This is a genomic window from Pseudomonadota bacterium (assembly GCA_010028905.1).
In the GTDB taxonomy this organism is placed as follows: Bacteria; Vulcanimicrobiota; Xenobia; order RGZZ01; family RGZZ01; genus RGZZ01.
On the sequence record RGZZ01000105.1, the window covers coordinates 1 to 12870 of the forward strand.

The 12870-nt window shown below is 66.2% G+C and carries 13 protein-coding genes; 7 read left to right on the forward strand and 6 right to left on the reverse strand.

Features of this window, described 5'->3' with window-relative positions; all coding sequences use genetic code 11:
• Positions 1 to 112 precede the first annotated feature (112 nt).
• Positions 113 to 1000 carry a S9 family peptidase gene (locus EB084_09630; protein NDD28509.1) on the forward strand — a complete coding sequence of 296 codons (888 nt, stop codon included), beginning with the start codon at positions 113 to 115 and terminating at the stop codon, positions 998 to 1000.
• Here the strand turns inward: EB084_09630 and sppA are convergent.
• The 6 genes from sppA to EB084_09660 all read right to left on the reverse strand — a co-directional run bounded on the left by sppA (position 975) and on the right by EB084_09660 (position 6484).
• The gene (sppA, locus tag EB084_09635) at positions 975 to 2015 is read right to left on the reverse strand and encodes a signal peptide peptidase SppA (GenBank protein NDD28510.1); all 1041 of its coding nucleotides are present in this window, start codon (positions 2013 to 2015) and stop codon (positions 975 to 977) included. The genes EB084_09630 and sppA overlap by 26 nt on opposite strands.
• Positions 2008 to 2520 carry a hypothetical protein gene (locus tag EB084_09640; GenBank protein ID NDD28511.1) on the reverse strand — a complete coding sequence of 171 codons (513 nt, stop codon included), beginning with the start codon at positions 2518 to 2520 and terminating at the stop codon, positions 2008 to 2010. Before EB084_09640 ends, sppA begins: the two co-directional genes overlap by 8 nt.
• A gap of 73 nt (positions 2521 to 2593) precedes the next feature.
• Entirely contained in the window at positions 2594 to 3025 is a 432-nt protein-coding gene (locus EB084_09645; GenBank protein ID NDD28512.1) for a hypothetical protein, read from the reverse strand.
• Positions 3025 to 4065: a type IV pilus twitching motility protein PilT gene (locus EB084_09650; GenBank protein NDD28513.1), complete on the reverse strand. Its 1041-nt coding sequence runs from the start codon at positions 4063 to 4065 to the stop codon at positions 3025 to 3027. Before EB084_09650 ends, EB084_09645 begins: the two co-directional genes overlap by 1 nt.
• Positions 4066 to 4315: 250 nt before the next feature.
• Positions 4316 to 5353, reverse strand: a complete 1038-nt coding sequence (locus EB084_09655) for a serine/threonine protein kinase (protein ID NDD28514.1) — start codon at positions 5351 to 5353, stop codon at positions 4316 to 4318.
• A gap of 24 nt (positions 5354 to 5377) precedes the next feature.
• Positions 5378 to 6484 (reverse strand): adenosine deaminase, encoded by a 1107-nt coding sequence (locus EB084_09660; protein NDD28515.1) that lies wholly within the window; start codon positions 6482 to 6484, stop codon positions 5378 to 5380.
• 227 nt (positions 6485 to 6711) lie between these two features.
• On the opposite strand from EB084_09660, the gene EB084_09665 reads away from it, so the two are divergent.
• The 6 genes from EB084_09665 to ctaD form a co-directional block, all read left to right on the forward strand.
• On the forward strand, positions 6712 to 7092 hold the full coding sequence (locus EB084_09665; GenBank protein ID NDD28516.1) for a zinc-binding protein: 381 nt from the start codon (positions 6712 to 6714) through the stop codon (positions 7090 to 7092).
• Between the two features lie 76 nt (positions 7093 to 7168).
• The gene (locus EB084_09670; protein NDD28517.1) at positions 7169 to 7840 is read left to right on the forward strand and encodes a cytochrome c oxidase subunit II; all 672 of its coding nucleotides are present in this window, start codon (positions 7169 to 7171) and stop codon (positions 7838 to 7840) included.
• Positions 7837 to 8847 carry a heme A synthase gene (locus EB084_09675; protein NDD28518.1) on the forward strand — a complete coding sequence of 337 codons (1011 nt, stop codon included), beginning with the start codon at positions 7837 to 7839 and terminating at the stop codon, positions 8845 to 8847. The genes EB084_09670 and EB084_09675 overlap by 4 nt, the downstream gene beginning before the upstream one ends.
• Positions 8847 to 9728, forward strand: a complete 882-nt coding sequence (cyoE, locus tag EB084_09680) for a protoheme IX farnesyltransferase (GenBank protein NDD28519.1) — start codon at positions 8847 to 8849, stop codon at positions 9726 to 9728. The genes EB084_09675 and cyoE overlap by 1 nt, the downstream gene beginning before the upstream one ends.
• A gap of 324 nt (positions 9729 to 10052) precedes the next feature.
• Positions 10053 to 11078: a cytochrome c oxidase subunit II gene (coxB, locus tag EB084_09685; protein ID NDD28520.1), complete on the forward strand. Its 1026-nt coding sequence runs from the start codon at positions 10053 to 10055 to the stop codon at positions 11076 to 11078.
• Between the two features lie 10 nt (positions 11079 to 11088).
• A partial coding sequence (gene ctaD, locus EB084_09690) for a cytochrome c oxidase subunit I (protein NDD28521.1) occupies positions 11089 to 12870 on the forward strand: 1782 nt, incomplete at its 3' end.

A 12870-nucleotide genomic window follows, 5' to 3' on the forward strand; every position in this document is an offset into this window, starting at 1 on the left:
CCAGGCTTCGTCTTGTCTCGTCGGTCGGCCGATGGCGTGGTGAAGCCTCTCGCCTGGCCCATGGCGAGCACAGGGGCTTCACGGCGTCGTTCTCAGGTGCTATACTCTCATCATGGCGCGCCTCAGCAGGCTCCAGTGGATGACCGCGGCGGCCCTCGGCGGCACGATGGTTGCCGCCGGACTTCACCTGCGCCGCACCCGTGAGCGCTGGCCCCTCCAGAGCCTGACGGTGATCGCGCGAGACGGCCGACCGCTCCCCGCGTTCCTGCGCCTTCCCGAGGGGAGCGGACCCCACCCCGCCGTGCTCATGCTGCATGGGGGCAGGGGAGGGGCGCCGGCCCGCGCCGCGGTGCTCGCCCGCTCGCCCGTTGCGGTGGGGCTGCTCGAGAGCGGGTTTGCCGTGCTTTCGCTCTCGTATCGCCGTCACGCCCTCATGGCGGAAGAGGTCGACGACGCCGAGGCGGCCTTCGGGCTCATGACGGCGCACCCCTTGCTCGACCCGCGCCGGCTCGCCATCCTGGGGAACAGCCACGGCGGATCCATCGCCATCGTCACGGCCCCGCGCACCACGGCGCGCGCCGTGGTCGAGTACTGCGGCGTCACCGACATCGAGGTCATGGTGCGCTACCTCACCGTGTCGCGCCTGAGAGCCAGCACCCCTCTGGTGCGCGAAGCCCTCGACGACCTCAAGCGCATCTGCGGCGGCACGTTCGATGAGGTTCCTGAGGTGTACCGCGCCCTCTCGCCGGCCTACCGCATCTTCGATCTCTCGGTGCCCGTCATGATTGCCCACGGCAGCCATGACGGCATCGTCCCCGTGACGCACGCCTACATCCTGCGCGACGCCCTCGAGGCCGCCGAGAAGCCGTACGAGATGCACATCTACCCGCGCATGCCGCACCCGTTCCCGTTCCAGAAGCGTCCGCAGTCAGCCGATGTCATTGCCCGCACCATCGACTTCCTGCGGCGCTGCCTCAGCGAACCGACCACAGGTACATGAGTCGGGGGGTAGAGGCGGCGGCCGGATCGAGGCTCTGCTCGACCCACGCCCCGAGTGCGGGCAGCGTCTGGTGGACCCCCAGCAAGCTGGAGAGCCACCCCGTCGACCGCTGATAGCGCACCAGCGAGGGATTGCTGACGTGGGCGAGCTCTGCGGCTTTTCGGAAGGCGTCGTCCTGATAGCCCACGCTGTCGATGAGGGAGAGACCCAGCGCCTCGCGACCGGTCCAGACCCGACCGTCGGCCAGGTCTTCCACCTGCTTTCGTGAGAGCCTGCCCTTGCGCCCCTCGGCCACCACATCGACGAAGCGGCCCCACATCTTCTGGATCATGCCTTGCATGAGGGCACGTTCGGCGGGCTTCATCTCACGATACGGCGAGCCGATGTCCTTGAAGCTCTCGCTGCCGTCGGGTCGCTGCGACTTCACCACGTTCATCTGCACGCCCACCTTCTGCATGAGCTGCTTCACGTTCACGAGCTGCGCGATCACACCGATGCTGCCCACCACGCTGGTCTCGTGCGCCATCACGTGGTCGGCTGCCATGGCCACGTAGTAGCCCCCCGACGCCATCAGATCGTTGCTCAGCACCACCACCGGGATCTTGCGCTCCTTGCGGAAGAGCATCACCTCGTGGTAGAGGATGTCGCTGGCCGTGATGCCGCCGCCCGGGGTGTTCATCTCGATGAGCACGGCCTTCACATGCTCGTCCTTGCGCGCCTGTCGCAGCTGGGCCACGATGGAGGCCACGAGGCTGCGCGAACCGGTCGAGGCCACGTCGGAGATGGTTCCCACGAGGGCGATGTCGAGCACCTTGTCGGCGGCGTCGCGCTCGCCGCGCACGATCTCCTCTTCGTAGTCGCTGCTGGTCAGCGATGCGCCCACGGCAGAGAGCCGTGACACGGCGAGGCCGAGCCCCGCCATCACGAGAATCACCAGGGCAACGGCGATCCAGATGCGCTTCGAGGACGAAGAGGGAGGCGTGGGGGGCGCGCTGGCGCCATCATGGTCAGTCACTGTCGGTCGAGCGACGGCTGCGGATCATTGCCTGAAGCTGGTTCACCTGGTCGGGTGTGAGAACGCGTTTCACGCTCTCCATGAAGCGCTCGTGGTCAGCGCGGGCCTGCTGCATGCTGGCCTCGGCCAGCGTGCGAACCTGATTGATCTGCTCTGGCGAGAGACGCAGGCTCGTGGCCATCTCGGCCAGCCCGTGCCGCTTCGAGAGCGCTCCTCCCGAGCTTGCGCTGCGCTGCTGCTCGTGCTCAGATTTCAGGGCGTCGTAGCGCTCGCGCTGCGCGGGGGTGAGAATGGCGCGGATCTGGGTGGTGAGCCCATCGATGCGCGCGCGGCGTGAGTCGCGGTAGGTCTTCATGAGGGGCATGATCTGCTCTGACTGCGAGGCCGTGAGGCCCAGCTGGTCGACGATCTGGCGCCAGGGACGGCGCCCGCCAGGCTCGGCGGCGGCCGACGTGACCAGCGTGGCGGTGAGCAGCAGAATGAGGGAGAGCGTGCGGATGTTCACGGGGGACCTCCAGAGGAAACCTGACGGGTTCAACCCCGGACGCGGCAGAAGGTTTCGCGCCTGGGGTCGTTCTTCATCGCCCGTGCTCTCTCGCGGGGGCGCTCCAGGAGTCCCGAGACCCTTCGAGCCAGAGGTTGATCTCGTCGTTGCGATAGTAGGGGCGCCCGTCGATCCAGACCTCGATGCCGCGCAGCAGCCAGTCGTCGCCCTGCGACTTGCGCAGGCGGATGTACTTGATGTCGTCGACCCGAAGGCCCTGCGGAGGGAGCTGGAACGTGTCGCTCGCGCCGTTCTTGAACGGCTGCCTGCCTGGCGTGGCCAGGGTCCACTCGTAGCTGGGGCCGAGGCTGAACCACACTGCCTCGTCAGTGCTGGCGCCGAAGTCATCGCCGGTGCGCACGATCACCTTCAGCTTCTCGATGGCCCGTGGCGTGTCAGCGGGAGCAGCCACGGCTGGAAGCGCGGTCGCGAGAACCGCGAGCAGCAGCGCCGCAACGGCTCGCATCACGCTCCGCCCTTCGACAGCATGGCCTTCAGGTCGTCGGGGTAGCTCGATTTCGCCACGGCGTCTTCGAGCGTGACGACGCCGCTGATCACGAGATTTCGGAGCGCGCTGTTCAGCGTCTGCATGCCCACCGATCCGCCCGCCTGCAGCATGTTGTTGATCTGGTGGGTCTTGCCCTCGCGAATCATGTTGCGTACGCCGCCCGTGCCCACCATGATCTCCATGGCGCAGACGCGTCCGCGTCCCTCCGCGCGCGGGAGAAGACACTGCGAGACAACGCCCTCGAGGGTGCCCGCCAGCTGCATCCGGATCTGGGCCTGCTGCCCGCTCGGGAACACGTCGATGACGCGGTCGACGGTGGAGGCCGCCGATGTCGTGTGCAGGGTGCCGAACACGAGGTGACCGGTCTCTGCGGCGGTCACGGCGAGGCTGATGGTCTCGAGGTCTCGCATCTCGCCCACCAGGATGACATCCGGGTCTTGCCGCAGCACGTGCTTCAGGGCGGCCGCGAACGACAGGGTGTCAGACCCCAGCTCGCGCTGGCGCACGATGCATCGCTTGTTGCGGTGCATGAACTCGATGGGGTCTTCGATGGTGACGATGTGATGATCGTAGTTGGCGTTGATGTAGTCGATCATGGCCGCCAGGGTGGTCGACTTGCCGCTTCCCGTGGGGCCCGTCACCAGCACCAGACCGCGGGGACGGCTTGCGAGCTCGCGGATGATGGGGGGGAGGTTCAGCTCCTCGAGGGTGATGGGCCGCACGGGGATGGCGCGGAACACCGCGCCGAGCGAGTTGCGCTGCCACAGGATGTTGCCGCGGAAGCGAGACAGGCCCGGGATGGAGACCGAGAAGTCGAGCTCGCGGGTCTTGATGAGCTTCTCGCGCTGGTCGCCGTCGAGCACGGGGTAGAGAACCGCCTCCATGGCCCCCATGTCGAGCGACGGCGCGCCAGGGATGGCCCGCAGGGTTCCGTCGATGCGCATGGCGGGTGGTCCGCCCACGCACAGGTGGAGGTCGGACGCTCCGTTCTCGATCATGGTACGAAGCAGGTCTTCGAGGGTCACTGTCGTTGCTGTGCTGTCCACCGAGGTCCTCCGTTGAGCGGGCCTTGAATCGCGGCCGAGCAGCCGCGCTTCGAGCAATCCTTCTGGGCGGAGAACGGCATGTTTCGGCCGTTGTCCGCAGCGCGCAACCGCGCCGTTGCCTGATATACGCCTTCCGCGGGGGCTCCCCCTCTGTCATGTGCGCGAGGAGGAGGCCCGACCTCCGCAGGCTGCGCCGTTGCGGTCAGAAATCGCTTTCCTTGGGGCCTGTGTCGTGGGGGCGAACCCCGTGTCGCTTTCGCGCGGCGGGCATGTACTTGCGGAACACCTTGCGGATGCCCACGGCCGACACGGGACGTCGCTCTGGCTCGCGCTGCGTGAGTTCGCGCACCATCGACTCGATCTCGAGGGGAAGGTTGGGGTTGTAGGTCGAGGGTGGCGGGGGCAGCTGCGAGACCTTTCGCGTGATGACCTCTATCGTGGTCTCACCCTCGAAGGGGAGGTAGCCGGTGAGCATGCGGAACGCCACGACCCCGAGGGCGTAGTAGTCGGTTCGGTAGTCGACGAGCTCGGAGCTGATCTGCTCGGGCGACATGTAATGCGGGGAGCCGACGAACGAGTTCGAGTCTTCATTGCTGCGAGGAGGGTCCCACAGATCGCGGGCGATGCCGAAGTCGGCGACCTTCACGCTCCCGTCGCGGCGGAGCATGATGTTCTCGGGCTTGATGTCGCGGTGGACAACGCCCATGTTGTGCGCGTACTCGAGTGCGGCGGTGACGTCGTGGAGCACCTGCGCGGCCTGCGCCACGGGAAGGGGGCGCTGCTTGGGGAGAACCCGGTCGAGGGTCACGCCGTCGACGTACTCCATGGCGATGTAGGGCAGCTCGCCCCCCGAGCCATCGGCGTAGTCGAGGATTCGCACCAGGTTCGGATGCTGCATCTTCTTGCCCACCGAGAGCTCCTGGCGGAAGTACGTGCGGTGCTCTTCGGTCTCGAAGAAGTTGGGGTCGGGAATCTTCAGCGCCACCTGTGTGCCGTCGGCCGACTCTGCCAGGTACACCTTCGCCATGCCGCCCGTGCCGAGCTTGCGATGAATGAGGTAGCGGCCCACCTGAAGCGGGTTCTTCGCCGGACGGGTTGACATCTCGCGAAGGGTCGAGACCTCGTCGATCAGTGCCTGCTTGCGACGCATCGCCCGCAGGACGAGCAGAACGGCAGCCACCAGGGCGACCACGGCTGCGCCCCCCACGATATACGGCAGGTGCATCTTCATCGGATTCATGCTGGCTGCACGGCTACGCCCCTTCTACAGGTCATGGCGCTGCCGCACCCGATGGTAGCCGGGCTTGATGACCTCGTAGATCACGTCGATGCGATCCTTGTACGGGATGAACGCGCTCTTCATGCTGTTGAGCGCGATCTTCTCAAGGTCGTTGATGCCCAGCCCGAACACGTCAGCGGCGAGCTGGTACTCGCGCGTCATGGTGGTGTTGCTCATCAGGCGGTTGTCGGTGTTGAGGGTGACGCGGAACTTGTGGTGGTGGTATACGCCGAAGGGGTGCTCGGAGAGGTCCTTGCACGCGCCCGTGTGCACGTTGCTCGACAGGCAGATCTCGAGGGGGATGCGCTTGTCGAGCACGTACTGCGACAGGTATCCCATGTTCACCGCGCGTCCGCCCTCGAGCTTCATGTCGTCGATGAGGCGGGTGGCGTGCCCGATGCGATGGGCGCCGCACCACTGGATGGCCTGCCAGATGCTCTCCTTGCCGAACGCCTCCCCCGCGTGGATGGTGATGTTGAAGTTGTGGCGCTGGATGAAGTGGAAGGCGTCGACGTGCTTCTTGGGCGGGTAGCCGCCCTCTTCACCGGCGAGGTCGAGCCCGACCACGCCGCGATCGCGGAAGTCGATGGCCAGCTCGGCCATCTCGAGCGACTGCTGCATGTTGCGCATGGCGCAGATGATGAGGCCGTAGCGCACCCCGAAGTCGCGCTTGCCGCGCTCGAGTCCCGCAAGCACGGCCTTTACGACCTCTTCCCAGTGGAGCCCGCCCTGGGTGTGGAAGACGGGGGCGAAGCGGGTCTCGACGTAGCAGACCCCGTCGCTGCGCATGTCCTCCATCATCTCGTAGGCCACCCGCTCGAGGTTGGCGGGCGTCTGCATGACGGCGCAGGTGTGGGCGAACCCCTCGAGGTACTCGGGAAGGCTCCCCTTGTTCGCGCCGCGGAAGAACCACTGGGCCAGCTCTTCGGGGTCGGTGGTGGGCAGCTGGTCGTAGCCGCACTCGCGGGCGAGCTCGATGATGGTGGAGGGGCGCAGGCCGCCATCGAGATGGTCGTGCAGCAGAACCTTGGGGCACTGGCGCAGGAGGTCTTCAGTGAGGCCGCTGCGGTGGGTGTCGGTGGCGAGTGACATGGGGTGGTGACCTCCGATGGTGGGCGCGACGCAGGGGTTGTCGCTTCGACGTATTACCGGAATCGCACGAGAATCCCTTTATCTGGGGGGCGCATGGTCTTGACGCGCGCATTCCGTGTGATACAATACGCTGGCAGGATCAGGTTGTCCAGCTGTCAACGCGGAATCCCACTCGGAACCACTCGACAGACCCCGGCTCTGCATCATCACAACTTGGAGGTCGTCGAGTGTACGTCGACAAAACCCTTTCCTGCGCCGATTGCGGTGCAGGCTTCACCTTTACTGCCGGCGAGCAGGAGTTCCATGCTTCGAAGGGCTTCACCAACGAGCCCCGTCGTTGCCCGGCCTGCCGCACGGCGCGTCGTTCCAACCGTGATGGCGGCGGCGGCGGCGGCTTCGGCGGCCCGCGCCAGGGCGGTGGCGGCTTCGGCGGCGGCCAGCGTCGTGAGATGTTCGACGTCCAGTGCGCCGAGTGCGGCAAGATGACCCAGGTCCCCTTCAATCCGCGGGGTGACCGTCCGGTCTACTGCTCCGACTGCTTCCGCTCGTCGGGCTCGTTCTCGGGCTCCGGCAACCGCGGTGGCGGTGGTGGCGGACGCCGCTGGTAGGCGTTCCACGGGCGAGGGTTCGCAGACGCGGCGAGCGTCTCTGACCCTCCTCCCTGTGCAATGCCAGAAGCGAGGCGTGTTGCTTGTGCAGCGCGCCTTGTTTGCGTTCTCGGCCCTTCTCTGCTGCAGCCCCGCGGCGTGGGCCCATCATGTCCCGGTGACGGCCGAGGTCCCCTGGTGGAACGTCTTCCTGTGGGCTGGCGTTGCGCTGCTGCTTGTCGGGGAGGCGGTGTTCCTCGGGGCGTTCCGCGGGCGAGACCAGGGGGAGCGCTTCGGGCGGGTGTGGGCCCTGATGCCCCTCACCGTACTGGCTGGGCTGCTGGTGGCTCGCTATGCGCCGCTGCTGCGCGCGCCCGCCGAGCGCGCTGCCGTGGGGCCGGACGCGTTGCGCGTCGCGGTGGTGGGACGGCAGTGGCAGTGGGACGTGTCGTATCCGCAGGGGGGCGCGGCCTCGGTGGGCGAGATTCATCTGCCTGCAGGTCGTGAGGTCCGGCTCACGCTCTCGTCGAGCGACGTCCTCCACTCGTTCGAGATCCCGTCCCTGCGGGTCCGCCGTGACGTGCTCCCCGGCCGGCCGCAGGAGGTGATGCTCTGCATCGCGCGTCCCGGGCGGTATCCTGTCTATTGCGGAGCGGCCTGCGGGCGTCTGTCGGACGAAATGCCCGGAGTGATTGCAGTCGAGCCCCCTGATGAGTATAATCGGTGGGTCGCTCAGCGACGAGTTCAACCATCGGCAGGCAGAAGATGAGTCCCGAAGCCACTTCAGAAGAGCATCTCCCCGATCGCCCCTACCATCGCTTCGTGCGCGTGAGCGCGGCCTGCGTGGCCGTCATCATCGCCGCGGGCGCGCTGGTCACCACGACACGCACGGGGCTGTCGGTGCCGGACTGGCCCACCACCTTCGGAACCTTCTTCCCTCCCTTCGCCCTCTGGGTGAACGGGGTCGAGTTCGAGCACACCCATCGGCTCATCGCGGGAGTCATCGGACTGTTCACCATGATCTCATGCGTCTGGGTCATCCGGCGAGACGCGCGTCGAGGCGTTCGCTTCCTCGCCGGTGCCGCCATCTGCGCGGTTCTGGTGCAGGCCATGCTGGGCGGGCTCACCGTGCTGCTCAAGCTGCCTCCCGCGGTCTCGGCCTCTCACGGCACGCTGGGCCAGACCTTCTTCTGCCTGATGGTCGCCCTCTCGATGGTCACCTCGCCGAGCTGGGCCGCGGCCGGCCGACGCGAGGCCGATGGCGCCGCGCTTGCGCTGCAGATGCTCTCGGTGATGCTCTTCATCACGGTGTGGTCGCAGCTCGTCATCGGCGCCACCATGCGTCACCTCCACGCAGGGCTGGCCATCCTCGACTTTCCCACCTCGCAGGGGCAGTGGGTGCCCGACTTCGTCAACGTGGGCGTGGCCGTGAACTTCGCCCACCGCATGGGCGCCCTGGTCGTGTTCGTGCTCGCCACCTCGCTGGTCGCGCTCACGCTGGCCCGCTTTCGCGATGACGCCCGCCTCGTGTCGGCCGCCTTGCGCATCGCGGGCCTGGTTGCGCTGCAGGTGACGCTTGGGGCATTCATCGTGTGGACCCACCGCAGCGTCATCGTCACCAGTCTGCACGTGTTGAACGGGGCCCTGGTTCTCGTCTCGGCCCTGGTCATGCTGCTGTGGGCGTTCCGGCTCTACGCCCCCGCCGCCGTGGTGCGCGCGGCGCGGCCCAGGGCGCAGGGGGTCGGCACGCCGGCAGTTCAGGGGGCGGTGTCGTGATCGAGGCGAGCACGACCGAGCCGGTCTCCTCCCTGGTCTCTGACTACGTCGAGCTCACCAAGCCTCGGCTCACGGTGCTTGCCGTGTTCACCACCATCGTCGCGTTCTATCTGGGGTCGCAGCCCCTCGACCTGGTGCTGCTCGGGCACACCCTGCTGGGCACCATCATGATCGCCTCCGGCGCGGCGGCTCTCAACCACGCCTTCGAGCGTGAGGTCGACCAGCGCATGTGGCGCACCCGCAGCCGCCCCATTGCCGCGGGTCGAGTGACGGCGCGCGATGGGGCCCTCTTCGGCGGCCTGCTGGCCACGGTGGGCACAGTGTACCTCTGGCTCGCGGTGAACCCCCTCACCGGCGGGCTCGCCCTGCTGGCCGTGCTGTCGTATGTGCTGGTGTACACCCCGCTCAAGACGCGCACGCCCTTATGCACCGTCGTGGGCGCGGTGCCCGGCGCGCTGCCCTGCATGATGGGGTGGACGGCGGCGCGCGGCCAGATCGGCATGGAGGGGCTCGTGCTCTTCTCGGTGCTCTTCGTCTGGCAGCTGCCGCACTTCCTCGCCATCGCGTGGATGTATCAGGAAGACTACGCGCGCGCGGGGCTGCCCATGCTTACGGTGGTCGAGCCGGACGGTACGAGCACCATCCGCCAGATCATCATCTGGACCCTCACCCTCGTGCCCATCAGCATGACGCCCAGCCTGCTCGGCGTCACCACCCCCGCGTACTTCTTCGTGGCCCTCGTGCTCGGCATCGGGTTTGTGTTGTCGGGGGTGATGCTCGCGGTTCGACCGACCCGCGCAAGCGCGCGTCGGGTGCTGCTCGCGTCGGTCATCTATCTCCCCCTGCTCCAGATTGCCATGCTTCTCGGAAAGGTTCGTTGAGCCGAGTGTGAGGGGGGCTGGCCGTTGATTCGTGCCTGCCCTTTCGCGCTCGAACAAAATTTCACAAAGTCCAGTCGGCTGGAAGGAATTCCAAGCCGTCATCTCCAACCAACCCGGTGCATTCCCGTGCCATCTGGCGCCGCCGCAAGCCCTCCCCGATTGCGTGCGCTACGCCGACCGGCAGCATTCCTCTCGGAAGACCGCTGCACTCACGCGTGAGCGCAGCGTGTCGGGCCGTGCTCCGACATCGGAATAGGTAGGGTACCCGTGAAAACGAAAACCACATCTCTCGCGCACTGGCGCGCCGCAGCCCTCTCCCTGCTGATGGCAGGGGCGGCGATGGCCGCCGGCTGCGGAAACAGCGACAACCAGTCCATCTTCGACACGAAGGGGCCCGTGGCGAGCACTGAGCTCTACACGACGATGATCACGCTCTGGGTGAGCGTGGGCATCTTCGTCGTGGTCGGCTCGGCCCTCGTCTTCGCGCTCGTGCGGTTCCGCGCTCCCGCGGACCTGGGCCCGGAGACCCCGCTCCCCTCGCAATCGCACGGGAACGCCGCCCTTGAGGCCGTGCTGACCCTCGTGTCGATCTGCCTCCTGGTGATCATCGCGTGGCCCACCATCCCCGCCATCTTCAAGCTCGACGCCATGCCCACGGCGGAAGAGAAGCCCGTGATCATCGAGGCCAAGGGCTGGCAGTGGTGGTGGGAGTTCACCTACCTGAACACCAAGAAGAAGGTGTATGTCGGCAACGAGATGCACATCCCCGTCGGGCGTAAGATCCTCCTCCGACTCGAGTCGTCCGACGTGATCCACAGCTTCTGGGTGCCCAAGCTCGGCGGCAAGACCGACGTGATTCCGAACCAGCACAACCAGATGTGGCTGCTGGCCGACCAGAAGGGCGTCTACTACGGCCAGTGCGCTGAGTACTGCGGAACCTCGCACGCCAACATGCGCTTCAAGGTCGTGGCGGGTGACGCCGACGACTTCGAGAAGTGGATCATGCATCAAGACTCAGCCGCGGTCGATCCTCCCGCCGGTTCGCTGGCAGCCCGTGGCAAGGAGATCTTCATCAAGGGCCCCAAGGAAGGCCAGGCCTGCTCTTCGTGCCACATGATCAAAGGCACGCCCGCCGCGGGCATCGTCGGCCCCAACCTCACCCACGTGGGCAGCCGCCTGAACCTGGCTTCCGGGATTCTCGACAACAACGACCACGATCTCAAGATGTGGCTGCACGATCCCGGCGCGGTGAAGCCGGGCAACCACATGGCCACGATGGCCATGCCTCCCCTCCATCTCTCTGACGACGAGGTCAACGCCCTCGCCGCCTATCTCGAAATGTTGAAGTAGGTTCGAGCCGATGACTGTAAACGCACACCCACAATCCGCCATCCTCGGCATCCCTCGACCCACCGCTGAGCGCGGTCTGGTCAGCTGGCTCACCACCGTCGACCACAAGCGCATCGGCATCCTCTACGGCATCACGGCGCTCTTCTGGTTCTTCTGGGGCGGTCTCGAGGCGGTGCTCATCCGCACGCAGCTGGCCTTCCCCAACGGTCAGGTGGTGAGCGCCGACACCTACAACGAGCTGTTCACGATGCACGGCACCACGATGATCTTCCTCGTGGTGATGCCGCTGTCGGCGGCGTTCTTCAACTACCTCATCCCCCTCATGATCGGGGCCCGTGACGTGGCCTTCCCGCGTCTGAACGCCTTCAGCTACTGGATGTACTTCTTCGGAGGCATCTTCCTGAACACCAGCTGGTTCGTGGGGCAGGCCCCCAACGGCGGGTGGTTCGGCTACGCAAGCCTCACCGAGCATCCCTGGAGCGACATGTACAAGGCGGGGACGCTGCTCACCCACCACGGCATCGACTTCTGGACCATCGGCCTCCAGATTCTCGGCATCTCGTCGGTGGTGGCGTCGCTGAACTTCATCGTCACCATCATCAACATGCGCGCGCCCGGCATGACCATGATGCGGCTGCCCGTGTTCGTGTGGATGACGCTGGTCACGGCGTTCCTGGTGATTCTCGCCTTCCCGTTCATCACCATCGCGCTCCTCGAGCTCACCTTCGACCGACAGTTCGACACGATGTTCTTCAACGCGACCAAGGGCGGCTTCCCCATCTACTGGCAGCATCTCTTCTGGGTCTTCGGACACCCTGAGGTCTACATCCTCATCCTCCCCGCCATGGGAATCGTCTCCGAGATCCTGCCCGTGTTCTCGCGCAAGCCGCTGTTCGGCTACCCCGTGGTGGTCTTCTCGGGCGCGGCCATCGGATTCATGGGCTTCACCGTGTGGAGCCATCACATGTTCACGACGGGCATGGGCGCCATCGCAAATGCCGCCTTCTCGCTCACCACCATGGCCATTGCGGTGCCCACGGGCGTGAAGATCTTCAACTGGGTGGGCACGCTGTGGGGCGGCCAGATCCGCTTCAAGGTGCCGCTGCTCTACGCCGTGGGCTTCATCTCGATGTTCATGATCGGTGGGTTCAGTGGTCTCATGCACTCGTCACCCCCCGGTGACGCCCAGCAGCAGGACACCTACTTCATCGTGGCCCACTTCCACTACGTGCTCATCGGCGGCAGCCTGTTCGCTCTCTTCGGCGGCATCTACTACTGGTTCCCCAAGTTCACGGGGCGCCTGACCTGCGAGAAGATGGGCAGGTTCGGGTTCTGGCTCCTCTTCGTGGGCTTCAATGTGACCTTCTTCCCGATGCACTGGCTGGGCCTCAACGGCATGCCGCGCCGCATCTACACCTATCCCGCCGACATGGGCTGGAACTTCTGGAACCTGATCTGCACCATCGGGGTGTACACGATGCTGCTCGCGTTCCTGGTCATCCTCCACGATCTCTTGAACGGGTACAAGCGCGGGGCCATCGCCTCGAACGACCCGTGGGATGGCCGTACCCTCGAGTGGACCATCTCCTCTCCTCCCCCGGTGTACAACTTTGCCACCGTGCCCGTGGTGCACTCGCGTGACGAGCTCTGGTATCGCAAGTATCCGGAGGCCTTCCACGACGAGGCGGGGCATGAGGCTCCCGCCCACGGCGACGACCACGGCCATCATGACGCGCACGGCATCCACATGCCGGGCCAGTCGTGGTTCCCGCTGCTCGCTTCCTTCGGTTTC